Source organism: Capnocytophaga sp. CM59, from assembly GCF_000293175.1.
In the GTDB taxonomy this organism is placed as follows: domain Bacteria; phylum Bacteroidota; class Bacteroidia; order Flavobacteriales; family Flavobacteriaceae; genus Capnocytophaga; species Capnocytophaga granulosa.
The window spans coordinates 1-23956 of the sequence record NZ_ALNN01000066.1 but is presented as its reverse complement, the minus strand read 5'-3'; the positions used below and the strand labels follow the sequence as shown (position 1 = coordinate 23956).

General features: G+C 43.2%; 24 protein-coding genes. 17 read left to right on the top strand and 7 right to left on the bottom strand.

Going from position 1 to position 23956, the window contains the following annotated elements:
- Window positions 1-23: 23 nt before the first annotated feature.
- Both HMPREF1154_RS12210 and HMPREF1154_RS12205 read right to left on the bottom strand, forming a co-directional pair.
- The gene (locus HMPREF1154_RS12210; protein WP_009642904.1) at window positions 24-716 is read right to left on the bottom strand and encodes a hypothetical protein; all 693 of its coding nucleotides are present in this window, start codon (window positions 714-716) and stop codon (window positions 24-26) included.
- Window positions 717-870: 154 nt separating this feature from the next.
- Window positions 871-3369, bottom strand: a complete 2499-nt coding sequence (locus HMPREF1154_RS12205) for a TonB-dependent receptor (RefSeq protein ID WP_009642906.1) — start codon at window positions 3367-3369, stop codon at window positions 871-873.
- A 564-nt stretch (window positions 3370-3933) separates the two neighbouring features.
- Between HMPREF1154_RS12205 and map the strand changes: the two genes are divergently transcribed.
- On the top strand, window positions 3934-4740 hold the full coding sequence (gene map, locus HMPREF1154_RS12200; protein WP_009642914.1) for a type I methionyl aminopeptidase: 807 nt from the start codon (window positions 3934-3936) through the stop codon (window positions 4738-4740).
- Window positions 4740-5501: a class I SAM-dependent methyltransferase gene (locus HMPREF1154_RS12195; RefSeq protein WP_009642910.1), complete on the top strand. Its 762-nt coding sequence runs from the start codon at window positions 4740-4742 to the stop codon at window positions 5499-5501. The genes map and HMPREF1154_RS12195 overlap by 1 nt, the downstream gene beginning before the upstream one ends.
- 45 nt (window positions 5502-5546) lie before the next feature.
- Here the strand turns inward: HMPREF1154_RS12195 and HMPREF1154_RS12190 are convergent, their stop codons facing one another.
- Both HMPREF1154_RS12190 and pdxA read right to left on the bottom strand, forming a co-directional pair.
- A complete protein-coding gene (locus HMPREF1154_RS12190; RefSeq protein WP_009642919.1) occupies window positions 5547-7223 on the bottom strand; it encodes a putative transporter in 1677 nt (558 codons plus the stop codon).
- Window positions 7224-7301: 78 nt separating this feature from the next.
- Window positions 7302-8372: a 4-hydroxythreonine-4-phosphate dehydrogenase PdxA gene (gene pdxA / locus HMPREF1154_RS12185; RefSeq protein ID WP_009642920.1), complete on the bottom strand. Its 1071-nt coding sequence runs from the start codon at window positions 8370-8372 to the stop codon at window positions 7302-7304.
- A gap of 70 nt (window positions 8373-8442) precedes the next feature.
- On the opposite strand from pdxA, the gene HMPREF1154_RS12180 reads away from it, so the two are divergent.
- The 13 genes from HMPREF1154_RS12180 to HMPREF1154_RS12120 all read left to right on the top strand — a co-directional run bounded on the left by HMPREF1154_RS12180 (window position 8443) and on the right by HMPREF1154_RS12120 (window position 19966).
- A complete protein-coding gene (locus HMPREF1154_RS12180) occupies window positions 8443-9042 on the top strand; it encodes a riboflavin synthase (protein WP_034567509.1) in 600 nt (199 codons plus the stop codon).
- Between the two features lie 5 nt (window positions 9043-9047).
- Window positions 9048-9716 (top strand): hypothetical protein, encoded by a 669-nt coding sequence (locus HMPREF1154_RS12175; protein ID WP_009642916.1) that lies wholly within the window; start codon window positions 9048-9050, stop codon window positions 9714-9716.
- 137 nt (window positions 9717-9853) lie between these two features.
- Entirely contained in the window at window positions 9854-10636 is a 783-nt protein-coding gene (locus HMPREF1154_RS12170) for a DUF695 domain-containing protein (protein ID WP_009642900.1), read from the top strand.
- Between the two features lie 14 nt (window positions 10637-10650).
- Window positions 10651-11493: a hypothetical protein gene (locus tag HMPREF1154_RS12165; RefSeq protein WP_034567507.1), complete on the top strand. Its 843-nt coding sequence runs from the start codon at window positions 10651-10653 to the stop codon at window positions 11491-11493.
- Complete coding sequence (locus tag HMPREF1154_RS12160) at window positions 11493-12533, top strand: DUF445 domain-containing protein (RefSeq protein WP_009642907.1); 1041 nt, start codon at window positions 11493-11495, stop codon at window positions 12531-12533. Before HMPREF1154_RS12165 ends, HMPREF1154_RS12160 begins: the two co-directional genes overlap by 1 nt.
- Before the next feature lie 44 nt (window positions 12534-12577).
- Window positions 12578-13708 carry a tRNA guanosine(34) transglycosylase Tgt gene (gene tgt / locus HMPREF1154_RS12155; protein WP_034567505.1) on the top strand — a complete coding sequence of 377 codons (1131 nt, stop codon included), beginning with the start codon at window positions 12578-12580 and terminating at the stop codon, window positions 13706-13708.
- A gap of 24 nt (window positions 13709-13732) precedes the next feature.
- A complete protein-coding gene (locus HMPREF1154_RS12150) occupies window positions 13733-14812 on the top strand; it encodes an LptF/LptG family permease (protein WP_009642918.1) in 1080 nt (359 codons plus the stop codon).
- 63 nt (window positions 14813-14875) lie between these two features.
- A complete protein-coding gene (locus HMPREF1154_RS12145; RefSeq protein WP_009642915.1) occupies window positions 14876-15565 on the top strand; it encodes a hypothetical protein in 690 nt (229 codons plus the stop codon).
- A 37-nt stretch (window positions 15566-15602) separates the two neighbouring features.
- Window positions 15603-16355, top strand: coding sequence for a 3-oxoacyl-[acyl-carrier-protein] reductase (gene fabG, locus HMPREF1154_RS12140; RefSeq protein ID WP_009642905.1), 753 nt, complete (start codon window positions 15603-15605; stop codon window positions 16353-16355).
- A gap of 132 nt (window positions 16356-16487) precedes the next feature.
- Window positions 16488-17258: a ParA family protein gene (locus tag HMPREF1154_RS12135; protein ID WP_009642911.1), complete on the top strand. Its 771-nt coding sequence runs from the start codon at window positions 16488-16490 to the stop codon at window positions 17256-17258.
- Between the two features lies 1 nt (window position 17259).
- Window positions 17260-18183 carry a ParB/RepB/Spo0J family partition protein gene (locus HMPREF1154_RS12130; RefSeq protein ID WP_009642921.1) on the top strand — a complete coding sequence of 308 codons (924 nt, stop codon included), beginning with the start codon at window positions 17260-17262 and terminating at the stop codon, window positions 18181-18183.
- Window positions 18173-18775: a DUF5683 domain-containing protein gene (locus HMPREF1154_RS12125; RefSeq protein ID WP_009642913.1), complete on the top strand. Its 603-nt coding sequence runs from the start codon at window positions 18173-18175 to the stop codon at window positions 18773-18775. The genes HMPREF1154_RS12130 and HMPREF1154_RS12125 overlap by 11 nt, the downstream gene beginning before the upstream one ends.
- A 162-nt stretch (window positions 18776-18937) precedes the next feature.
- Complete coding sequence (locus HMPREF1154_RS12120) at window positions 18938-19966, top strand: DUF3078 domain-containing protein (RefSeq protein ID WP_009642917.1); 1029 nt, start codon at window positions 18938-18940, stop codon at window positions 19964-19966.
- Between the two features lie 3 nt (window positions 19967-19969).
- On the opposite strand, the gene hemW is transcribed toward HMPREF1154_RS12120, so the two are convergent.
- From hemW to HMPREF1154_RS12105, 3 genes are read right to left on the bottom strand one after another with little or no spacing between them, the layout of a single operon-like run.
- Window positions 19970-21103 (bottom strand): radical SAM family heme chaperone HemW, encoded by a 1134-nt coding sequence (hemW, locus tag HMPREF1154_RS12115; RefSeq protein ID WP_009642922.1) that lies wholly within the window; start codon window positions 21101-21103, stop codon window positions 19970-19972.
- Between the two features lie 3 nt (window positions 21104-21106).
- Window positions 21107-21652 (bottom strand): crossover junction endodeoxyribonuclease RuvC, encoded by a 546-nt coding sequence (gene ruvC / locus HMPREF1154_RS12110; protein WP_034567511.1) that lies wholly within the window; start codon window positions 21650-21652, stop codon window positions 21107-21109.
- Between the two features lie 17 nt (window positions 21653-21669).
- On the bottom strand, window positions 21670-22632 hold the full coding sequence (locus tag HMPREF1154_RS12105) for a type I phosphomannose isomerase catalytic subunit (protein ID WP_034567502.1): 963 nt from the start codon (window positions 22630-22632) through the stop codon (window positions 21670-21672).
- 171 nt (window positions 22633-22803) lie between these two features.
- On the opposite strand from HMPREF1154_RS12105, the gene HMPREF1154_RS12100 reads away from it, so the two are divergent.
- Both HMPREF1154_RS12100 and HMPREF1154_RS12095 read left to right on the top strand, forming a co-directional pair.
- On the top strand, window positions 22804-23445 hold the full coding sequence (locus HMPREF1154_RS12100) for a hypothetical protein (RefSeq protein ID WP_009642924.1): 642 nt from the start codon (window positions 22804-22806) through the stop codon (window positions 23443-23445).
- Between the two features lie 268 nt (window positions 23446-23713).
- Window positions 23714-23956: hypothetical protein (locus HMPREF1154_RS12095; RefSeq protein ID WP_034567501.1), on the top strand; the 243-nt coding region annotated here is incomplete at its 3' end.

Sequence of the window (23956 nt, the reverse complement as noted above, 5' to 3'; positions counted from 1 at the left end):
TTATCAATGAGCTAATGAACTCATTATAATACTGTTTTGAAATTAAGATTTCCTGATTTGTCTAAGCCTGCATAGAGGGCATATATTTCTTCTCCCTCAATATAGGGGCATTCTCTATGGTAATAAATACGTCCTGTAAAGCTAAGGTCTTTTAATTTTACATTCATATATTTTTCTGTTATCTGGGTAATGATGACAGCATGTACTTCTTTTTTTCTAAGTTCTTTGTATTCGGGATTATGAATCTTTTTTATGAGTTTGGCCTCTGTGTTTCCATTTTTCTTTACCTTAAGGTAAAAAGTTATCAGAGAGTTATCTTCAGGGGGTAAAAATATGGGATAAAATGTCTCCGCCACATGAAATCGTAAATGGGTATCAATCTCCTTTACCCAAAAATAATTCAGATTAACTTTGAAAAAGCCATAGTACTCTTTTTCAGGGGTGTGTTCCTGAATAAGTTTGTCAAGTGTTTTATTTTCTACAAATCTAATAATGTTAGCAAAGGAATAAGGTGCTCCATTGCGATTAACAGAGGATTCTATAAGGAATACAACTTTGTCATCTATATTTAGTTTGGAGGGTCTTTTCTTATTTTTCCTAATTTTTGATCCATAATAAATTATGGATTGTTCTATGTTATTTTCATCTGTATAGAGAAGCACTCCTTTGTGGTCATCTATTATTTTCTTAATAATACCTATATATTCCCTTTCCATACAGATTTATTAGATTAGTCTTCATTTTTTACATTTAAGCCGCTGCAAAGATACTACATTTCCCCTTAAAAGTCAAGGAAAAACCTGCTTAGAAGTAAGAATTACGCAATAAAAAAGGCTGCCGTTGAGGCAACCTTTTTCTTAAAATAGAGGATTAAAATTTATAGGAAACTGTCACATTTATGTTGCGGGGAGCACCAGGGAAGGAGCGTAGTTTGTCATAGCCGCCTACCCAATGGGTTTTGTTCAGTACATTGTTGAGGTTCAGTTGGAGCTGTATTTGGTTGATCTTGTAGTAGAGTACCGCATTCACCAGACCATAACCAGGGTATACAGTGGTGTTGGCTCGGCGGCCTACCTGTCCGTAGCGCTCGGTGACAAAGTTGTACCCAGCCCCCAGGCCTAAGTGCTTGAGAGGACCTTCGGTGATGATGTACTTTGTCCAGATATTCCCCGAATGGCGAGGGGTAGAGGGGCGCTGCATATCAAAGTCCTTTTCGCTATTGCTGGCGGTCTTGGTGATACGGGCATCTATATAAGCGTAGCTGGCCAAGATACTCCAGTTAGGGGCGATTTCTCCTGCTAGGTCAAACTCGAATCCGTTGGACTCCTCCTCACCAATTTGCATTTTGTAATCAGGCTTACCAGGCACCGCAGGGGAAGCAGGGTAAAGGGTGTTCTGCTGGATAATCTTGAAGACGGAGGCGGTAGCACTCAGGCGCCTGTTGAACCAATCCGTCTTAAGCCCAGTTTCGAAGAGCTCGCTATAGACAGGGTCGAAGGGGCCTCCATAGCGGTCAGGATCGGACTGGTTATCAGCACTCTGTGGCTCGAAGCCTTTCATCCAAGTGGAGTAGAAGTTGATGTTATCCGTAGCGGTAATGACCAGACCTACACGAGGTATAAGGGCTTGCTGTTTTATGGTTTCCTCATTGTTTTGTTTATAGTTGAGGAAGTCTTGGAAGAACTCTTTACGAAGGCCTAGGAGCACTTTTACGATACTGAATTCCAATTGTTCTTGTAGATAAATCCCATGAGAGGTCTGTAGGGTGGGTTTGGTATTACCAGCGGTAAAGATATATTTGTTGGTCTCTTTCATGGCGTTACCAGCGGTGGGATTGTTTAGGTCAAATACAGCCACATTGGTCAGCGGTTTGTTGTTGGCATCCACTACATAGGTATTGAGTTTGGCAGGATCAAAGGAGGTGGTAGTCTTTCCATTTTTAAGCAAATAGCCTCCTGCGGTCAGTTGGGAGGCACCAGGAAGTTGTTCTACTTGGAAGTAGTCATAACCTACCAAAAGAGTGTGTTTTACGGGGCCTGTGGTAAAGTTGTAGTTGAAGTAGTTATTAAAGCTATTGTTGCGGAAAGTACGTTGTCTTAGCAGTGCCTGCATCAGGATTTTGCTTTGGTCACCTGTGTTGGCTTTGTTCCCTTGTTGCATATAGTAGCTATTGGCTTGGTTATGCTCTCTGAGGTCTTCGCTATAGGAGGAGTTCAGGTAGGTACTATTGAAGGAAAGGTCTTCAGTGATCTTGTGAGTAAGCCCTAAGGTGACATTCACTTGGGTTTCTCTTAGGAAATCATTGGTTGCACTGAGCGAGCGGGTGATAGGTACTGAGTAGAGGTCGGCATCGCCAAAGATAGTTTGTCCGCGGTCTACCTTACCGTCTAAGCGATAGTAAGTTATATCTACATTGAAGCGGGTTTTCTCATTGGGAATAAAGGAGAAAGAGGGGGCAATGGTGAGGGTGTTACGCCCTTGTAGGTCGCGATACCCATCGGTAGTTTCATAGCCGAGGTTCAGGCGGTAGAGTAGGCTTTTGCTTTCGTTCAAGGGGCCAGTGAAGTCGCCATAGCTCTTGAGTGTACCCCAGCTACCAGTGTTTACTGAAACGGAATGTTGGCGCTCCAAGAGTGGTTTCTTGGTCACTCGGTTGATGATACCTCCAGGGGCAGCATTGCCAAAGAGGGCAGCGGCAGGGCCTTTGATGACTTCCACGCGCTCTATATTGGCCAAGGAAGAGGCTGACCAAAGGCTGGTTTGGGCACGCATTCCATTGAGCAAGTTACCTGAATTGCGGTTCCCTGTGGTGCGGAAACCACGGATACTAAAGTCGTTATAGGTGGTGTATTGGCTTACCCCACTGACGTTCTTTACCACATCATTCACTGTGGAGGCACCTTGGTCAAGGATTACCTCTTTGGTGACATAATTGATGGTTTGGGGAATGTCACGGATCGCGGTGGCCGTCTTGGTACCAGAGAAAGAAGTGGTGTTCTTGTAGGAACTTTCTCGGCGACCAATGATCTCTACTTCTTGGAGCTGTTGGGCTTCTTCCTGAAGGGTAATATCCAAGTGGGTATGGGTACCCGATGGGTTAGGTGTTACGTCAAAGTCTTGCTTTACCGTTTGGTAGCCTAAGTAGCTAAATACAAAGGTCTGCTTTCCTACAGGGACATGATGGACTTCATAGAAGCCTTTTTCATTGGTAGACGCCCCTTTGGTGGTGCCTTCTAAGATGACACTTACCCCTAAGAGGGGCTGGCCTTGTGTGTCGGTAACACGTCCGCGTACCGAGATCGCCTCTTGGGCAAGTAACGAGGGGATTATGCAGAGGAATACTCCCCAGAATAATAGATATTTACGCATATAAATAATGGTTATTTAAACTAATTCAAAATAATAATTTCGGGGTGCAAAAATAGTACATTTCTATGTTTTTTTAGTTATATAAAAGTTAATTTTTTTAGGTCTTGTAGAACTTGTAAATTCTTTGTTTAAGTTTTACAAGTGGTTGATAATTAGTTATTTATTTAAGTTTCGCAAGCTCTATAACTTACTGATTCTCAAAACATCCCCCCTACCCCCCCTCAAGGGGGGAGTTAGTAAGTAATAGAGGTTCAATAAGTTATAGAAGGGAAATTTTCTAATTTGATAAACAAATTAGGCTATTTCTACGCCCTTAAAGACACATACTCCGCTCTCGCAACCCACATACTCTGCTCCAAGTATTCGCAGACTATCCTTTGGAAGTGGGGGGAGGTTTTTACAAATAATTGATTATTAGTTTTTTATAATTATAATAATAGCCTAAAAACGACTTGCGAAACTTAAATAGTATAATTGATTTTGCGAAGAATGAGTTAATTAACAATTAACAATTAACAATTGACAATTAATTTCGTACTTTTGCGCGTTTGTAAAGTTCAATCCATGATCAAGATAAAAACAAGAGAACAAATAGAGATTATGTACGAGAGTGCCCAGGTGGTCTCTCGCACCTTAGGCATGTTGGCCAAGGAAATAAAACCTGGTGTAACTACCTTATACTTAGACAAATTGGCAGAGGATTATATCCGCTCTCAGGGGGCTAAGCCTGGTTTTTTGGGCTTATATGATTTTCCTAATACACTCTGCGTGAGTCCCAATGCTCAGGTAGTACATGGGATTCCTAACAACAAGCCTTTGAAGGAAGGGGATATTATCTCCATAGACTGTGGGGCACTGAAGAATGGCTACTATGGTGACCATGCTTATACGTTCCCTGTAGGGGAGGTAAGCCCTGAGGTGGCACAACTGCTAAAGGTAACCAAGGAATCGCTCTATATGGGCATTCGTGAGTTTAAGCTCGGCAATAGGGTAGAGGATGTAGGCTATGCCATACAGACCTATTGCGAAAAGCATGGCTATGGAGTAGTACGTGAGCTGGTAGGGCATGGCGTAGGAACCAAAATGCACGAAGACCCTGAAATGCCTAACTATGGCAAGCGAGGCCGCGGAAAAAAGTTTGTTGAGGGTATGGTGGTAGCTATAGAACCGATGATCAATATGGGGACTAAGAACATCAACCAATTGCGTGATGGCTGGACGATTCTCACCCGCGATGGTAAGCCTTCGGCACACTTTGAGCATGATGTAGCACTGGTAGAGGGCAAGCCTAAGTTGCTTTCTACTTTCAAGTATATCTATGAGGCGCTGGGTATCCAGAGCCATGAGGAGGACGAATTTTTGTATAAATAATGCGGCTGATTAAGACGATACTCAATACGATTCCACGCCCTTGGCTTATTCGTGCCAGCTATTGGGTGCGGCCACTCTTGGCGTTTTATTACAAGGGTGATCGCTATACCGATCCGATAGATGGGCGTAGCTTCCGCACTTTTCTGCCCTATGGCTATGGCAAGGTGCGTGAGGGGGTACTCTCACCCTCTACGCTTTCGCTGGAGCGACATAGGTTGTTGTGGCTGTATCTCAAACGGAAAACAGATTTTTTTTCTGCACCACTCAGGGTGTTGCATATTGCCCCAGAACAAGCGTTTTATAAGCGGTTTAGGCAGCAGGCTAATTTGGAGTATATCACCTCCGACCTATATTCGCCCTTGGCTGATGTGAAAGCGGATATCTGTGCCTTACCGTTTGAGAATGAGCAGTTTGATGTGGTTCTCTGCAACCATGTCTTAGAGCATATCCCCGATGATACGCAGGCCATGCGAGAGCTCTACCGAGTGCTCAAGAAAGGCGGTTGGGGGATCTTCCAAGTACCCCAAGAGATAGAGCGGGCAGAGACCTTTGCCGATGATTCTATTACCGACCCCAAGGAGCGGGCGCGTATTTTTGGACAATATGACCATGTGCGGATCTATGGTATGGATTACTTTGACAAATTGCGAAGTATAGGCTTTTCGGTATTGCCCTTGCCCTGCACGGAGGTAGCCACTGCCGAGGAAATAGAAAAATACAGATTGGTAAAAAATGAAATACTCCCTATCTGCTCTAAGTAGTAGGGAGTATTTTTATAGGTAGAGGCGCAATTTATGGCGTCTTTTTTATGTAAAGAAAACAATGAGCAGCTGGGCGACCATAATACGCATAAAGGTAGTAAGTGGATATACACTGGCGTAGGTGAGCGCAGGTACATCAGAGCCTGTCATGTCGTTGGCAAAAGCCAAAGCAGGAGGGTCGGTGGAGGCACCTGCCAAAAGCCCACAAGTCTCTAAGTAGTTGAGCTTACCCTTCCAGCGAGAGAGCCAAGCGGTAACCACGAGCGGTACTAAGGTGATAATAGCACCTAGTCCCATCCAGAAGAAGCCATCGCCCTCGGTAAGGGTGCTGATAAAGCTCTTACCTGCATCTAAGCCTACACTGGCCAAGAAGAGGACGATTCCTATTTCACGAATCATCAGGTTGGCACTCTGGGACACATAGTGAGTAACCGAAAGGCGTCCGCCATAACGGCTGATGAGAATGGCCACGATCAGCGGCCCGCCTGCCAACCCTAATTTCACGGGGACAGGTACTCCAGGGATATGGAAAGGAATACTGCCGACTAAGACCCCTAAGGTGATTCCTAAGAAGAGTTCGGCTATATGTGGAGTGCTTAGGCGTTTCTTGGAGTTACCAAATTCTTTGGTAGCAATCTTTAGTTGCTCTTCGCTACCTACGACAGTAATGGTATCACCAAATTGTAACTTGGTATCAGGAGAGGCAACAAACTCCATCCCTGCTCTATACACACGAGTAACTGTAACTCCAAAACGTTCGTATATATTCATTTCGGATAGTTTCTTAGTGTAAGCCTCTTTTTGGGTTACATTGATACGACGAGAGATGAGTTTTTTATTCTTAGTATCCTCAGGGAAGTATTCTTCGGTCTTAACGGATGTTCCGATGAGGTTGCTGAGTTTTTCGCTATATTGCTTATCTACGACAAAAAGAATGATGTCCCCTTTGTCCAAGGTGATATGGTCATTGGCCAAAATCACTTCTCCTTTTTTGAAGATACGAGAGCAGATAAAGTTGAAGTCTAAAGTCTGGTGAATGGCATTGAGTTTTTTGCCAAAAAGAGCCGGGTTTTCTAGCTCAAAGGCTACTCGTACAATGGTGGAATGCTCTCCACGATGGCGGAAACTGTGTAGTCGCTTTTCGGCTTCTATATTAATCTTGGCGAAGGCTTTCATGCCGAGCATCGCAAGAATAATCCCCAATACCCCAAAGGGATAAGCTACCGCATAGCCAGTGGAGAGTACCGAGTCGGATACAGTAGCGCCTAAATCGCTTAGTGTAGCCTGAGCGGCTCCCAGTCCAGGGGTGTTGGTAACAGCCCCGGACATGATCCCTACCATAGTAGGCATGTCAATTCCTGTGAGATAGTGAATGGCAATCACCGTGAGCATACATAGTGATACGGCCAATACTGCCAAGGCGTTGAACTTAATCCCTTCTCGCTGGAAGGAGGCAAAGAAACCAGGGCCTACTTGTAGTCCTATTGTATAGACAAATAGGATCAGTCCGAATTCCTTTATAAAATGTTGTACTTCACCATTGATAGTGAAGCCAAAATGAGAGGCCGCAATACCTGTGAAAAGCACACAGGCAATACCGAAGGAAATCCCCCCGATGCGGACTTTTCCCAGCGCTACCCCTGCGGCAATGACAATACTATAGATGATCACCGTATAGGCCACACTCTCGTGGTTGGTCATTAAGTTATAAAACCAGTCCATAAAAAATAGTTCTTAATAGTTTTGAGTTTTGAGTTCTTAGTTCTTAGTTAATTAATCATTAAACATTAATCATTAATTTTAGTCTCCCTTCTCTTTAGACAAAAATCCTTTGTCTAAGCTATTAACGTCTAAGGCATTGGCAATAAGCTCCTCGTTCTCTGCTCTTCTTCTGTATATGTCTATAGCGGTATAGACGGCTTGGCGGAAGGAGCTTTCGTCGGCGATACCTTTGTCAGCGATAGCATAGGCGGTACCATGGTCAGGGGAGGTACGTACTTTAGAAAGTCCTGCGGTGAAGTTGACCCCCTTGCCGAAGGACATCATCTTGAAAGGAATGAGTCCTTGGTCGTGATAAGGAGCGATAATTCCGTCAAAGTGCTTATAGTCAGAGACAAAGAAGCTATCAGCACTGTAAGTACCGAAGACTAAGATGCCTTCTTTGTAGAGCTTTTGCACCACAGGGTGTATGATTCTCTCTTCCTCATTGCCTATAACGCCTTGGTCTCCGCAGTGGGGATTGATACCCAAGACAGCTATTTTAGGGCGAATAATACCAAAATCCATACGCAAAGAGGCTTCCATAAGGCGGATTTTTTTCTCGACTAGGGCAGGAGTTATATGCTTTACGACATCTTTGAGAGGTACATGGTCAGTGAGTAGCCCCACACGTAGCTCGTCCGATACCATGAACATCAGGCTATCGCCTGCTAGCTCTTGTGCTAAGTAGTCGGTATGTCCAGGGAAGTGAAAACTCTCGGATTGGATATTTTTCTTATTGATAGGGGCGGTTACTAGTACATCTACCGCGCCCTCCTTTAGGGCAGCCACTGCTGCGGTGAGAGAGTCCAAAGCACACTGACCACTCTCAGGAGTAGGGGTGCCCAACTGGATAGCGGGAAGCTCCCGCCATATATTCATGACATTGAGTTTGTGGTCAATAATAGAGTTCAGATGTACGATGCCATTGTAGGTGAAATCAATACCAAATTGTTTTTTCCCAAAAGCAATGACTTTGTTCGAGGCAAAGAGCACAGGCGTACAGAAGTCCAACATGCGTTCATCGGCAAAGGTCTTCATTACCACTTCCAAACCTACTCCATTGAGATCCCCTATGGAAACTCCTATACGAATATTTGTTTTTTCGGCCATTTTTTTGTTAATTTGCAGCGTATTTCAGCGTACGCGTTTTGAGGTGCAAAAATACGTAATTTTATTGAAAATGTTTACAGGAATTGTTGAAAAAATTGGTAGCGTGGCAAAAATAACTTCCCAAGGGAAGAACCGCCACTTTTTTATAGAAAGCGAGCTTGCCGCTGCGCTTAAGATAGACCAGAGTGTAGCACACAACGGGGTATGCCTTACTGTAGTAGGGATTGAGGGCAATATATACGAGGTGGTAGCTATAGATGAAACCCTTCGAAAGACCGCCTTAGGCTCTTGGCAGGTAGGAGACAAGGTCAATCTCGAACGCGCCATGAAGCTCGGCGACCGCTTGGACGGGCATATTGTACAAGGGCATGTGGATCAGGTGGGCATTTGCCATGCTATTGAGGACGCCGAGGGCAGTCGTGTCTTTACCTTTCACTACGATCCTTCCTTGGGGAATATGACCATAGAAAAAGGCTCTATTACTATCAATGGGGTGAGCCTTACGGTGGTAGGTTCACGAAAAGGAGCCTTCTCCGTAGCGGTGATTCCTTATACTTATGAGCATACTTGTTTCCATACCCTTGGGGTAGGGGACAAGGTCAATTTGGAATTTGACGTCATAGGTAAGTATGTCTTGGCCAAGATCGGAGCTTTAGAACTTAAAATCTAATGGTTATGAAAAAGGTGTGTATGAGTTTGTTTTTCCTACTCTTCTCAGGGGCTATGGTGGCACAAGATGGTCTTTTTATGGGCTTGGGAGTAGGGGCAGCGTTCCCTTTGGGGGAGAATCAGCAGGCGGGGGTTATGCTAAACCCTGTATCGGTGAGCCTACAGTTGGGACATGAAGGGAGCTTTTTAGGGCTTACCGCAGGCTTTTTAATAGCTTCAAAAAGCCAATATCCTGTGCACTATCAGCGAGATACAGGAGAGAAAAAATACGTCTATGACTATACGAAAGGAACGTTTTCCTCCGCTCCTCTCTATGAGCATTTTACCTCCGAGAAGAATAGCCTCTCAGGCGTATTTGTCCTTTTGGAATATACGCATCCTTTTTGGGAGAATGAGCAGTATCACCTTGGTGGCTTGGTTTCCATAGGAGGCTGTGGGGTGAGTTTCACGCCCAAGGATGAGGGACTAAAGGATAGAAAAGACTTGGATAAGAACGAGAAAACACGTATGGTCTTCGCCTTAGGCGTACAAAATACCTTTGAGTTAGAGCGACATATCATACAACTGAGCCTTCAGTATTTTCTGCAAAACCCGACCCTCTCAGGTGTAATGCCCTCTCTTAAGGGCAATTATTTTCTGATGAGAGTAACCTTTTCAGGAAGATGGTGGAGCTAATAACTAATGACCAACGACTAATGACCAGTGACTAATGACAAACGACTAATGACCAATGACTAATGACTAATGATCAGTGACTAATGACCAGTGACTAATGACTAACAACTAACCACTAATCACTAAAAACTAGAGAAATGACAAATAAAATTCCCCAAGAATGGAACGTTTATAGAAGCTGGATTGATGACGACCCAGCAGTGTTCCGATTGAACTTAGCCCTTAATGAAGTAGCACCCATAGAGGGCTTCTCCTATTGTGTAAAAATCACAGTGGTACTCAAAGATCCTGACAAAAATGGCTTCTCTTCCGATGAGGAGCGTCCTACCATTTATGCGATAGGGGACAAGATATTTCGTCCCTTGCAGTCCGATAAGGATATATTGGTAGCGGTGCTTACTGCGCGGGGCGAAGTTACTTGGTATTTCTATTCTCAGGCACCTGAGGCACTGCAAGAGCGCTTAAGCGCTACTTGGGATAGTAGCATGGGTTACACCTATCAGGTGGAGTGTTCCGAGGATAAGCAATGGAATTTCTTCCTAAAAGGCTTATATCCCAATATTTACGAAAAGCAGACTATCTATAATAGGGAGATACTTTATGCTTGTCAAGAGAATGACGACCAAGTGGAGGTGCCACGCCCTATAGAGCATTGGCTTTATTTTGATACCGAGCAGGATATGCTCAGCGCTATAGAAAAAGCAGCTGCTTTGGGCTTTACCGTGTATAGTAGTGAAAAAGTAGAGGCTGAAGAAGGTGAAGAGGATTTGGAGGACTTGGGCTATCGCCTCATCCTCTCCAAGGAAAATACGCCTATTGATATAGATGGCGATACATGGGACTTGATAGATATTGCATTAGACACCCATGGAAACTACGATGGCTGGGAAACTATTTTGGTAACAGAAAAAACAAATTAATTATACCAAATCAAATGAAAAAGATTATTTATATTCTGGTAGCATCATTGCTTGTAAGTTGTAATTTTTTCAAATCTTCTTCCTCTGAAATGACAGAAGAACCTCCTGTCATAACAGAAGATGAAGTAACACAAGAGAATACAGAAGATGATTATATTCCTAATATTCCTGATGGAGTAAAAGATATTGCCTTCAAAAGAGAGAAAGGGGAGGCTATCCTTATGGGGGATACTATTGCTACTTATGATAAAAAAGGGAAATTCTTGGAGTATCGCATGGATCTGGATCGGAAATTTGTTACAATCAAGGCAATTTCAGAGCTAATGTATAATGATACCCAAGAATATTGTAATGAGTATCATTTTGTAAAAGCAGAACTGCCCAATGGAGAACCACTTATTCTAGATGGAAGGCGTGTCTATAAGCTTCAAGAAAAACCTTTCGAAAAAGTTTTCGATGCTTCACAGGCAATTCGGATTTATCGGACAGAATACTATGGGGTAGGAGTCTTCGATGAGGATGGGCTTACTGGTTGTGAAGCTCCTTTTGATCCTGTGGTATTGGTTACTATAGATGGTTTTAAGGGACTAGTTACTTTAGAGAAAAATGATTTCGCTCTTGAAGCCTTTGGGTATGACCATTCATCAAGAAAAAAAGTAGATTTCTTTGAACTTGCTGAAAATGAAGGATTTGGTGATGAAGTGAAAAAAGCAACACAAACCCCCGATGGGATTGTCCTTGCTATACACAGAGATTTTCAAGAAGGATATACCGATTATAAAGTACTCATAACCAAAGAAAAAGACACGTATAGTGCCGTCTATTTAGACTTTCCTGAAACAAAATATGATGAGTAATGGAAGTAGATTTCAAGCAGAAAAAGCTCCAGCAGCATAAGAACCTAGCCTTAGGTCTCTTACTACTGATGTTAGTACTCTATATAACAGCGGTTATTTGCCAGCGCAAAGCCCACCAGTGGAGTTGGGTGGGCTATCTGAAGGCTTTTTCGGAGGCGGCTATGGTCGGAGCACTGGCGGACTGGTTTGCCGTGGTGGCACTCTTTCGCCGTCCTATGGGGCTGAATATTCCGCATACCAACCTCATTGAGGCCAGAAAGAATGATATAGGCGAGAACTTAGGAGCCTTTGTGGTGGAAAACTTTCTAAAATCCCAACAAATACGCCCTTATATCACCAAGATTAAGCCTTCTTCTTTTGTTTTGGACTGGCTTTCTAAGGAAAACACTTCTGCCCAGCTGACGGCTTTTATAGAAAGCTATCCACTTCATACCAAAGCCAGCGCGCTTTTGGTACAATTCTTGAAAGAACACAAGCATGAGGGCTTACTCTCTGAGGCGCTTAAGAAAGTAGCCACTTATCTCGATACGCATCGCCAGATATTGGAGCGCCAGATTGATGACCAGTTTCCTATGCTTGTCCCCGCCTTTATCAGAGAAGCAATAGCCGAAAAGGTAGCCGAAGGGCTTTATCAATATATACTCAAAATGGCACAAGAGCCCTCCCATCCTGTCCGAAAGGAGATTACAGGGGAGCTTTATGACTTTGCCCAGAGACTGGATACCCCCCAATGGCAGCAGCAACTAACGGCTTTGCTCCAAAAGGGGATCGCGCACCTTACCGAGGAGCTACGAGCCAATACCGCTTTACAATCTCAAATAGATGCTTGGTTGCAGAAGATCGCCTATCAGTTTGTTTTAAGGAACAAGCAGGAGGTAGGTCGCCTTATTTCCGCTACGGTAGCGCAGTGGGAGGGGCATCAGCTGAGTGAGAAATTGGAATTGGAGGTAGGCAAGGACTTACAATTTATTCGTGTCAATGGTACTTTAGTGGGGGGATTGGTAGGTTTGATAATTTACTTTATCACACAGCTTTTCTAAAAGCTAAATTTTGACTATCTTTGCACCCTGAAAAAGAGTCTTATATGAATTTTGAATTACTATCTACAGATGCCGCCACTTGTGCCCGTGCAGGGCGTATCACTACCGATCATGGGGTGATAGAAACGCCTATCTTTATGCCCGTGGGTACGGTGGCTTCTGTCAAGGGAGTACAACAGAGGGAACTGTCCGAGGATATCAATGCGGATATTATCCTTGGAAATACCTATCACCTCTACCTGCGCCCGACCACTTCTATACTGGAGCAGGCGGGGGGCTTACATAAGTTTATGCACTGGGACAGAAATATCCTTACCGATAGCGGGGGATATCAGGTATATTCTTTTTCCAGCACCCGAAAGATAAAGGAAGAAGGCGTGCGATTCAAAAGCCATATTGACGGCTCGTATCACTTTTTTTCTCCTGAGAAATCTATGGAAATACAGCGTAGCATAGGGGCTGATATTATCATGGCCTTTGACGAATGTACACCCTATCCTTGCGAATATCCCTATGCCAAGCGCTCTATGCACATGACGCATCGTTGGCTGGATCGCTGTATCAGTTACTTGCAGGAGAACGCGCCTAAGTATGGTTACCATCAGTCTCTTTTCCCTATTGTACAGGGTTCCGTATATCCTGACTTGCGCCGTGCCTCTGCTGAATATATCGCCTCCAAAGGGGCTGATGGAAATGCTATAGGCGGGCTCTCGGTAGGAGAACCAGCTGAGAAAATGTACGAGATTACCGAACTGGTTTGCGATATTCTTCCCAAGGATAAGCCTCGATACCTTATGGGAGTGGGTACACCTATCAATATCTTGGAGAATATTGCCTTGGGCGTGGATATGTTTGACTGCGTGATGCCAACCCGCAATGCACGCAACGGTATGCTCTTTACCGCTCATGGTACCATTAATATAAAAAATAAAAAGTGGGAAAACGATTTTTCACCTATCGATGAAAATGGTTATACCTTTGTAGATACTTACTATACCAAGGCTTACCTGCGCCATCTCTTTGCCGCTGAGGAGTCCTTAGGTAAGCAAATCGCCTCTATTCACAACTTGGGCTTCTACCTTTGGCTGGTGCGTGAGGCAAGGAAACATATTTTGCAAGGCGATTTCTCCCAGTGGAAAAACCAAATGGTCAGCCAGATGAATAACCGTTTGTAATCCCAGCGAAACTTTACTCAAGGAATGAAAATAATTGACCGATACATACTCAAGCGTTATTTCCTGACGTATTCTGCCCTCTTCCTGATGTTTATCCCCATCGGGATTTTGGTGGATTTCGCCGAGAAAAACCAGAAGATGACAGAGAACAATGCCCCCACTGAGGCGATTTTGAAGTATTATGCCAACTTTGTGGTGCATTTTGCCAACATTCTTTATCCAATCTTCCTCTTCCTCTCGGTGATATGGTTCACCTCCAAGCTGGCCGAGAAGACGGAGATTGTAGCCATGCTTAGTTCGGGGATTTCCTACAACCGTTTCTTGCGTCCTTATTTCTTTGGGGCGACCATACTTTCGGCTTTCGTGCTGGTGATGGGAATGTTTGTAGTACCTTACTCCAGTGGGGTGTACAATGAGTTCTATGGGACTTATCTCTCCCCTGGCTTGTATTCCAAAGGGAATAACCTCTTTAACCAGATTAATGACAACGAATATATTTATGTCAGTGATTTTGATGCTAATAAGAATGAAGGAGATAACTTTGTCTTAGAGCGGTTTAATGGCCTTACCCTAACCGACAAGATTACAGCTTCGACCATTAAGTGGGTAGAGAAAGATAGTATAAAGACCTATGAACTATATAATTACACCCATCGCAAGGTAGGAGAGTTGGACGATATCTATGAGGAAGCCTATCAGAAAGATACCTTACTCAACTTCAAAACTACCGACCTACTCCCGATAGAATACGCCGCTGAGACGAAGAATTTCTTTGAGCTAAACAAGTTTATCGCTCAGGAGCGCCAAAAGGGTTCGCCTAATATTCGCATCTATGAGCTGGTGTATTACCGCCGTTGGGCAGCGATTTTCAACGTATTTATATTGACAGTCATAGGAGTTGCGGTTTCCTCGGTCAAGAAGCGAGGTGGTATGGGAGTCAATCTGGCCTTTGGGGTGCTCATCGGGTTCTCTTACGTGTTCTTTGAGCGTGTCTTTGGGATCATGGCGGAGAAGTCAGGGATTACCCCCCTTATGGCGGTGATTATCCCCAATGTGATGTTTGCTCTTTTGGCAGTTTATATGATACGAAAATCAAGGAGGTAGGTTATGAAAAACTATGTGTTATTTCTCATAAGTGTGTTATCTTCTTCGTGTTTAGTTTCACGAATGGCAAGTCCGACCATAGTAGGGAGGGTATTGGATTACTATGACAATCCTATTGCACAATGTCAGGTAGGGGAGGTACAGACGGATGAACAGGGGTATTTTACAATTCCAGAGAAGAGGTACCACGAATTTACCTTTATAGGAAATGAGGCACCTGCTGTCCATATACATTTGGAAGTCAAGAAGGAAGGATATGAACCTGATGCTATTGTTATGGGAAATCCTTTCGGAGGTGCCGCTCCTAAGGGCACCGTTTGGGATGTGCATGATATTTACCTAAAGAAAATAGACCAAAAGATAACCATGGAAAGGGTACTAGAGAATGTAGAAAGAGAAGTGGTCTATACAGAGGATGGGCTACTTGTAGGCTTTCCCAATATGGAAAAAGAAGAAATTCCCCCAACCCTCAGTATGCGCAACAGACAAGCACTATTTGATAGTATAAAAAAGGCAGCAAATCCTCAAAAATATACGCACTCTCCTATGAATAATATGCGTTTCAAGCGTGAGGATATCTATTTTACAGAATATTTAGATGGGCAGATGACCAAAGATACGACCTACAGAGGAGAATATCTGCTTTTTTTGGATAGTCTCCTAATAATAGAGACAAAGCACCCTCGGATAAAGGGAATGTATTATACAGAAGATTTTGACAAATACTTTTTTAAACTCAGAAAAATAGACTAATCACCAATCACTAAACTAATAATAAAAATATAAAAAAATGAATTTACTAAAAGGAAAAACCGCGATTGTTACAGGTGGTAGCCGCGGCATAGGAGCAGGAATAGTAAAGGCCTTTGTAGAACAAGGGGCTAATGTAGCTTTTACTTTCTATGGAACTGCTCCTGAAGAGGCCGAAGCTGAGATACAAGAGCTTAGAAACAAAGGCGCCAAAATCGCCTTTTATCAGAGCAATGCGGCCGACTTTGCAGCATGCGAAGAGTTGGTAGAAAAGGTCTTAGCAGACTTTGGCGGAATTGATATATTGGTCAATAACGCAGGAATTACCAAGGACAATCTGCTTATGCGTATGAGTGAAGCAGATTTTGATAAAGTAATCGCCGTAAACCTCAAGTCTATCTTCAATATGACCAAGGCGGTACAGAAGGTATTCCTTAAGCAACGTTCAGGTAATATTATCAATATGAGTAGCGTGGTAGGGGTACAGGGCAATGCTGGTCAGGCTAACTATGCTGCTTCTAAGGCAGGTATCTTGGGCTTTACCAAGTCGGTAGCCTTGGAGTTGGGTTCTCGTAATATCCGTTGCAATGCTATTGCCCCAGGTTTTATAGAAACTGAAATGACCGCCAAGCTCTCTCCAGAGGTAGTACAAGGCTGGCGTGATACCATTCCTCTTAAGCGTGGCGGAACCGCTCAGGATATTGCCAACGCTTGTGTATTCTTGGCCTCCGATATGAGCTCTTACATTACAGGACAGGTGCTCCGTATAGATGGGGGTATGATTACCGCTTAAGAAATAAAAACATTTGCAGTTATAAATGGCTAAGTAACTGCAAATGTTTTTTAACTAATATTGTTAATAACTTTGTTTTGTCAATCGCAAAAATAGCCGTACTTTTACCCTCTGAAAAAATAATAAGATATTATGGGCAAAATCATAGCTGTAGCCAACCAAAAAGGAGGGGTCGGAAAGACTACCTCTTCTATTAATTTAGCGGCTGCTTTAGGGGTTTTGGAAAAAAAGGTACTCCTGATAGATGCCGACCCTCAGGCCAATGCTACCTCTGGATTGGGAATAGATGTAGAGGGTGTAGAGCGTGGAACCTACGAGGTCTTGGAACATTCCGTGGAGGCCGAAGGCACCATAGTCCCTACCAACTCGCCTAACTTAGACCTAATTGCCGCACATATAGACTTGGTGGCTATCGAAATAGAATTGGTGGATAAGCCCCGCCGTGAGTATATGCTCAAGGAGGCTCTAGCACCCATCAAGGACAGATATGACTATATCATTATAGATTGTGCGCCCTCTCTGGGACTGCTCACTCTTAACGCACTTACTGCTGCCGATTCGGTGATTATTCCTATCCAATGTGAGTATTTTGCTCTTGAAGGATTAGGCAAGCTTCTCAATACCATCAAAAGTGTACAGAAAATCCATAATCCAGCCTTGGATATAGAAGGACTGCTCTTGACTATGTACGATGCACGCCTAAGACTCTCCAACCAAGTGGTGGAAGAGGTGCAAAAACATTTCAGTGAGATGGTTTTTGAAACCATTATTCAGCGAAATATCCGCCTTAGTGAGGCGCCTAGCTTCGGGGAAACCATCATCAGTTATGATGCAGCTAGTAAGGGAGCGGCCAACTATATCAGCTTAGCAGAAGAAATTATTAAAAAGAATACGAAGGCATAGCATGGGAAAGTTAAACAAAGGACAACGATTGGGGCGTGGCTTAGGAGCCTTGCTCCCTGCTGAGGATATACAATCGGCCTCCGATACCAATGCAGATAAGCTCATAGGTAATGTACTAGAGCTACCCTTAGACCAGATTACCGAAAACCCTTATCAGCCACGTACCGTCTTTAGTGAGGAAGCCCTTAGTGAATTGGCTTCTTCTATCAAGGAATTAGGGGTTATTCAGCCCATTACGGTTAGAAAAATAGATACCCAAAAGTACGAACTCATCTCTGGAGAACGCCGCTGGAGAGCAGCCAAAATGGCGGGACTTACTTCTATTCCTGCCTTTATACGTATTGCCAATGATGAGGAATCGCTCATGATGGCATTGGTGGAAAATATCCAGCGACAAGACCTAGACCCTATCGAGGTAGCGCTAAGCTACAATCGTATGATTGAGGAACTGAGCCTTACCCAAGAGCAGATGAGTGAAAAGGTGGGCAAGAAACGCTCTACCATTACCAATTATCTACGCCTTTTGAAGTTGGACCCTATTATACAAACAGGGATTCGTGACGGCTTTATCTCCATGGGGCACGGACGCGCGCTGATCAATATTGAGGATAAGGAGCAACAATTGGAACTCTATAACCGTATCGTTGCCCAAGACCTCTCCGTACGCGATACCGAGCAGGCTGTGCAACAGCTCAAGAATCCACAAAAGGTGGCAGTAATCCCTCCCAAACAAGAGCCTAAGAGCAAGGAAGCACCTGCGCCACTGCCGTCTTTCGTAGCAGAACGCCTCGAAGGACTACGCCAACGCTTTGGCAAGCACTTTGCAGTGAAAATAGATAAGTCGGGTAAGGGAAAGATAGAAATTCCTTTCCAAACAGAAGAGGAATTAGAACGTATACAAAAAATTCTACACGGTGAGGCTTAGCTTTTATATACTGATAACGATACTCTTGGCCTCTAGGGCTTGGGCGCAATCCGATACCTTATCGGTAAAGGAGCACCCCCCTGTAGTGGTTGCCGATAAGGTGGTCACTCCTACTTGGAATACCGATCCACTTTCTCCAGCACGTGCGGCCTTTTACTCGGCAATTATCCCAGGACTGGGGCAGGCCTATAACAAGAGTTATTGGAAAATCCCTATTGTATATTTGGCCATAGGGATTCCTACTTATCTGTATATAGAGAACGACAAGGAGCTAAACCGCTATCGGGATGCCTACAAGAGTCGTCTGGATGGGCGTACCGACGACGAGTTCTACCCTGGCCGTCAGGACGGAGTGCCACGCTTAAGCACCGATGCGCTCCGCCGTGCCCAAAATCTCTACCGAAGAAATAAGGAAATGGCTATGCTCTTTGCCATAGGCTTCTACGCGCTTAATATCATTGAGGCCAATGTAGATGCTCACCTCAAACAATTCAATGTCGATGAAAACCTTTCCTTAGAACCATTCATGTATCAGAATTACTTTAATAATAGCCCCTGTATAGGACTCTCACTAACCTATAAACTTAGATAGTGACCAATTACTAGTGACTAATTACTAGTGACTAATGACTAGTGACTAATGACTAGTGACTAATGACTAGTGACTAGTGACTAGTGACTAATGACTAGTGACTGACCACTAATCACTAACCACTAATCACTAACGACTATTAACAATTAACAATTATAAAAGATGAAGAAGTTACTACTTAGTATCATTATTCTTTCGTTTGCTTTGCCATTACAAGCGCAGGTAAGAAAAGTGCGTCCGAGGATTATGCCGCCTATTATTCGGGTAAAAGAGGTGGATTTTAGTAAAAACGAACTGAGTTATACCTTTGAGAAGTTAAAACTACAGAATGAACGCTGGTATAAGTTCAACTCAGTGGGGCTTAACATGAGTGAGGTGGCGTATTCCAACTGGAATGCAGGGGGGGTAAATTCCATTACCTTCCTAGCCGATGTAAAATTTCGCCGTCGTTACTTGGTAAAAAATTATTTCTGGGATAACGAACTGGTGGCCAACTATGGAATCAACGCCCAAAAGGGAGAAGGCCTTAGAAAAACGGATGACCAAGTTACCTTTACTTCTTCCTATGGTTATCGTACAGGCTTTAGGGATTGGTATTATTCGGCCAAGCTGACTTTCAACACCCAGTTCAGCGATGGGTATGACTATCCAAGAGAGGCAGACGATGAGCCGATCTCTCGTTTTATGGCACCAGGTTATCTGTATATAGGTATTGGTGCGGAGTATGCACCACAGGATGGTAAAACAGCCCTTTTCGTCTCTCCACTTACCTTGAAATCTACCTTTGTTATGGATCAGAAATTGGCCGATAAGGGTTCTTTTGGTCTACCGGTAGCTGAGTATGACAATGCAGGAAACCTTATAAAACACTCCAAACGCAGTGTTACCGAAGTAGGTTTCTTAGTATCGGGCAAGCATGAAATGGATATCTATGAGAATGTCAAGATGACCAACCAGGCTTCCCTATATACTCAGTATGACAAGAGCTTCGGTAATATAGATATAGACTGGCAAATGTCTATAGATATGAAGATTAACAACTACTTACAAGCACGTATCGGCACGCACCTGAAGTATGATGATGATATCAAGTTCAAAGAAGAAATATTGCCCAATGGTGCTAAACACTTATACAGCCCACGAGTACAGTTCAAACAGATATTGGGTATAGGGATCAAATACACCTTCTAAGCCCTATACCATGAATAAATCAGCGGCAATACCATCACTGAGAAATAATCCTGCATCAGTGGTGATCAGATGATTTTCATTGTTTAACAATAGGCCTTTCTCTATATAGGGAAAGGCTTCTTTGATTAAGTAGTTCAGATACTCTTGGCCAAAATCGGCTTGGATCTTCTCCAAGGAGATACCTTTGCGTATCCTAAGCCCAGTCATAATACGTTCGTTATAGCGGTCTTTCTCTGATAGGATTTCCTGCTCTTGGGGGAGAATACCCTGAGCTATTTGGCGTATATACTTTATGTTATGAGCTATGTTCCACATACGTGCTTGCCCATTGTAGCTATGTGCCGAAGGGCCTATCCCCATATAGGGTTTTTGCTCCCAATAGGCGGTATTGTTTTGGCTAAAATAGCCTTGCTTACCGAAATTAGAGAGTTCGTAATGCACAAAGCCTGCTTGCTCTAAGCGTTCCTTGAGTAAGTAAAAGTGCTGGCTGGCTTGCCCGTCATCGGTAGGGGGGATTTTGCCTTTCTGGATAAACTGGTATAAGGCGGTACGAGGCTCTACTGTAAGAGCGTAGGCCGAAAGATGAGGTATCCCGAAGGAAAGCGCCCGCTCTATATTCGAGCGCCAGCGCTCCTGAGTCATATGGGGAATCCCGTAGATAAGGTCTATAGTGGTATTGGCAAATAGAGGAACGGCTTGTTCCAAAAAAGCAGTGGCTTGTACAGCACTATGTGCCCGATTCATCAGCCGTAAGTCATCCTCATAGAAGGATTGTACCCCCACACTAAGGCGGTTAATGCCCAATTCTTTTAACTGAGCTAAGGAAAGCTCACTATTGGGGCGGGAAAAATCATCAGGATTGACCTCTATAGTGATTTCAGCCCCTTCATTGACCTTGTAGTGCTGGTAGATAGTAGCAAATAACTCGCTTAGCTCTGCAAAAGTCAATACAGAAGGGGTGCCTCCGCCCAAATAGATGGTCTGTAGGGGAGTGGTAGCCTCCGCTTTCCTTAGTTCCAATTCTTTGCATAAGGCCTTGACCATCTCTTCTTTGTGCTTTAGGGTCGTGGAGAAGTGGAAATCACAGTAATGGCAGGCCTGTCGGCAAAAAGGAATATGTATATAGAGGCTATACATGGCTCAAGAAATTCTGTTTTCGTTTTGCTTGACAAAGGCCTCCCAAGAGGAGTAACTTTGTTGCTTTTCGGCCTTTCCGCCATTGAAAAAGTGACAGACAGCTACGGCTAGCCCATCGGTAGCATCAAGGTGAGAGGGTAGCTCTTTGAACTTGAGCAACTGCTGCAACATCTTGGCTACCTGTTCCTTGGAGGCATTTCCATTGCCAGTGATGGCCATTTTTACTTTCTTGGGTTCGTATTCGGTAATAGGCAGATCGCGAGCCAGCCCAGCCGCCATGGCCACTCCTTGGGCACGCCCCAGCTTGAGCATGGATTGTACATTCTTTCCGAAAAAGGGGGCTTCTATGGCCAACTCATCTGGGTGATAGGTGTCTATAAGCTCGGTAGTACGCTCGAATATATGCTTGAGCTTGAGGTAGTGATTGTCGTACTTGCTCAGTAAGAGTTCATTCATCTGAACAAAACGCATCTGGTTCTTCACTACCTCTATGATACCAAAGCCCATAACGGTCGTACCAGGGTCTACCCCTAAGATTATTTTTTCTATAACCACTTTCCTCTCTTTTAGCAAGATACTTGTAAGACCTCCATATCTCCCTTAAGGCTGATTTGCTTACAGCAGGCAGGTACCAATACAGTTTGCCCTTTTTCCAATGGCAGTTCCATATCCCCATATTGTAGGCTGCCCTTACCAGCAACCCCCATATAGATATGGAAAGATTCTCCTGAAAGGGTCAGGGGCATCTCTTGGTTGATTTTCAAATAATCTGTAGTAAAATAAGGTGATACCACAGCAGGATTAACGGTGTTTTCCGCCTTGGCATAGGACTTGCGAAAATCATCTTTCTGCTCAAAATCAATAGCGTCCAAGGCAAGTTCTGTATGTAGTTCTCGGTAATTACCATTTTTGTCCTTGCGGTCAAAGTCATATACGCGGTAAGTGATGTCACTGGTCTGTTGGATTTCAGCCAATAAGACTCCAGCTCCTATGGCGTGGATTTTCCCCGCTGGGATAAAGAACATATCCCCATGTTTTACCTTTTCAAAATGAAGCAGTTGGCTAAGGGTCTTATCAGCCAAGTGGGCTTGGTACTCCTCTCGGCTCACGTTTTTATTGAAGCCTATAATGATAGAAGCATCTGTATCTGCCTCCATGATATACCACATCTCAGTTTTTCCAAAGGAGTTATGGCGGGCTTTGGCCAAAGCATCATCGGGGTGTACTTGTATGGAGAGGTCTTGAGCAGCATCTATGAACTTGATAAGCAGCGGGAAGTCTGTCCCAAATCGCTTATATACTGCACGGCCTAAGAGAGCTTCAGGTGCTTGCTCTATGAGAGCTTGTAAGGAAGTACCCTTTAGAGCACCATTGTTAATGACAGAAACATCTCCTTTTACTGTAGAGACCTCCCAACTCTCTCCTATAAGAGGCTGATGGATAGGCTTATGGAGTTCCTTCTCAAGTTTCTCTCCGCCCCAAATACGTTCCTTAAAGATAGGGGCAAAGCTAAGTGGATATAGGTTCATTGGTATCAATATTTGAAAGCACAAAAGTACAATTTTTTTTAGAATTACAAGCGGTCTTAGGAGTGTTCTATATATTGGCTATTTTTGTTATTTATCTGTTAATCATAGCTCGTTTGGTTGTAAATAAAAGGATAAATTTTATCTTTGTACCTTATAGAAAAGCTGTATAAAATGAAAAAAGGAATATGGATACTTTTATTTTTGTATGTCTGTCTCCCTCTAAGGGCACAGAATTCTAAAGAGTTGATAGAGATATTACTTGATTTCTGTCAGCAGGTAACCCAAGAAGAGCCTTCAGAGGAGAAGATATATGCTATTTTTCAAAGTATATCCCCTGAAAAGAAATATCTTCTCCTTGAAGAAAAGAAAAGCAGCTTTGCAGGATTTACCCAAGAAAAAGTAGCTTATATAGATCTGGATAAGGAAAAATATGATAATAATGCCAAGCTAATATCTTATAAGAGAGCAGCTGAGCGCGCATACACCTTAGACTTATTCCTTTATAGTCCCTATAGTATCAAAGCAGGAAAAGTGAGCTATGAAAAGGCTATATATCCTATCTCTTTTCCTGAGCTAACAGAGAAGTTGGGGCGTGTTTTCTATGATCCTATTTTCCAAGCCAAGGATACCAAAAGGAGTAACTATATTTATCAGAATCCCCAGACACACAAGAAAGTAGTATTTTCTATACTATCCTATAACCTGCCTGAGGCACCCTATAATATCATATATCGCATTGAGATAGAGGACATTCGTTTCTTTGATGAAGCTTCCTTGAGCAAAGGTAAGTTTTATATGAAAGAAAAGGACTAAAAATCACTTAAGAGAGAATTTGGGACTATTGCGTTTTGGTACAATTTTTGTACTTTTTCCAAAAAAGGAAGTAGTTCATCATATCCTGCTGGTCCCCTTCCTCCTTGTTCGCAATGTGATGCATTACTCTATAATCATTCAAAAGAAAATGACATGTTAATTACATATCATTGGAAAGATAAATTAGGAAATGAACATATCAGAGTTTATCATCCTGATGGGAGTGTATTTGAGAACGGTATAGATATATCATCAAAATATCATTAAGATGCAAAATTTATTTAATTTTTTTAGTCATAGAAGTTGGTTAATAATACCAAAAAACTTATTTATCTCTTTTTCTAATGATTTGAATTTAGATTTGATAAGAGAAAATATCACATGGAAGACTATTGATGAGATAAATATATCAAATAGTTTATCAAAACTTTCAACAATAGATTTATTGGATATGTATATAGTAGAAGGTGAATGTATTAATTTTATTGATAAAGAAAAATTACTTTTTTTA

Coding starts and splice junctions, on each gene's coding strand:
- HMPREF1154_RS12210 (WP_009642904.1), bottom strand. CDS start 716: ATGGAAAGGGAATATATAGGTATTATTAAGAAAATAATAGATGACCAC.
- hemW (WP_009642922.1), bottom strand. CDS start 21,103: ATGTATAGCCTCTATATACATATTCCTTTTTGCCGACAGGCCTGCCAT.
- HMPREF1154_RS12180 (WP_034567509.1), top strand. CDS start 8,443: ATGTTTACAGGAATTGTTGAAAAAATTGGTAGCGTGGCAAAAATAACT.
- HMPREF1154_RS12135 (WP_009642911.1), top strand. CDS start 16,488: ATGGGCAAAATCATAGCTGTAGCCAACCAAAAAGGAGGGGTCGGAAAG.
- HMPREF1154_RS12100 (WP_009642924.1), top strand. CDS start 22,804: ATGAAAAAAGGAATATGGATACTTTTATTTTTGTATGTCTGTCTCCCT.
- fabG (WP_009642905.1), top strand. CDS start 15,603: ATGAATTTACTAAAAGGAAAAACCGCGATTGTTACAGGTGGTAGCCGC.
- tgt (WP_034567505.1), top strand. CDS start 12,578: ATGAATTTTGAATTACTATCTACAGATGCCGCCACTTGTGCCCGTGCA.
- HMPREF1154_RS12145 (WP_009642915.1), top strand. CDS start 14,876: ATGGCAAGTCCGACCATAGTAGGGAGGGTATTGGATTACTATGACAAT.
- HMPREF1154_RS12105 (WP_034567502.1), bottom strand. CDS start 22,632: ATGAACCTATATCCACTTAGCTTTGCCCCTATCTTTAAGGAACGTATT.
- HMPREF1154_RS12195 (WP_009642910.1), top strand. CDS start 4,740: ATGCGGCTGATTAAGACGATACTCAATACGATTCCACGCCCTTGGCTT.
- pdxA (WP_009642920.1), bottom strand. CDS start 8,372: ATGGCCGAAAAAACAAATATTCGTATAGGAGTTTCCATAGGGGATCTC.
- HMPREF1154_RS12165 (WP_034567507.1), top strand. CDS start 10,651: ATGAAAAAGATTATTTATATTCTGGTAGCATCATTGCTTGTAAGTTGT.
- HMPREF1154_RS12170 (WP_009642900.1), top strand. CDS start 9,854: ATGACAAATAAAATTCCCCAAGAATGGAACGTTTATAGAAGCTGGATT.
- HMPREF1154_RS12150 (WP_009642918.1), top strand. CDS start 13,733: ATGAAAATAATTGACCGATACATACTCAAGCGTTATTTCCTGACGTAT.
- HMPREF1154_RS12130 (WP_009642921.1), top strand. CDS start 17,260: ATGGGAAAGTTAAACAAAGGACAACGATTGGGGCGTGGCTTAGGAGCC.
- HMPREF1154_RS12175 (WP_009642916.1), top strand. CDS start 9,048: ATGAAAAAGGTGTGTATGAGTTTGTTTTTCCTACTCTTCTCAGGGGCT.
- HMPREF1154_RS12205 (WP_009642906.1), bottom strand. CDS start 3,369: ATGCGTAAATATCTATTATTCTGGGGAGTATTCCTCTGCATAATCCCC.
- map (WP_009642914.1), top strand. CDS start 3,934: ATGATCAAGATAAAAACAAGAGAACAAATAGAGATTATGTACGAGAGT.
- HMPREF1154_RS12160 (WP_009642907.1), top strand. CDS start 11,493: ATGGAAGTAGATTTCAAGCAGAAAAAGCTCCAGCAGCATAAGAACCTA.
- HMPREF1154_RS12190 (WP_009642919.1), bottom strand. CDS start 7,223: ATGGACTGGTTTTATAACTTAATGACCAACCACGAGAGTGTGGCCTAT.
- HMPREF1154_RS12120 (WP_009642917.1), top strand. CDS start 18,938: ATGAAGAAGTTACTACTTAGTATCATTATTCTTTCGTTTGCTTTGCCA.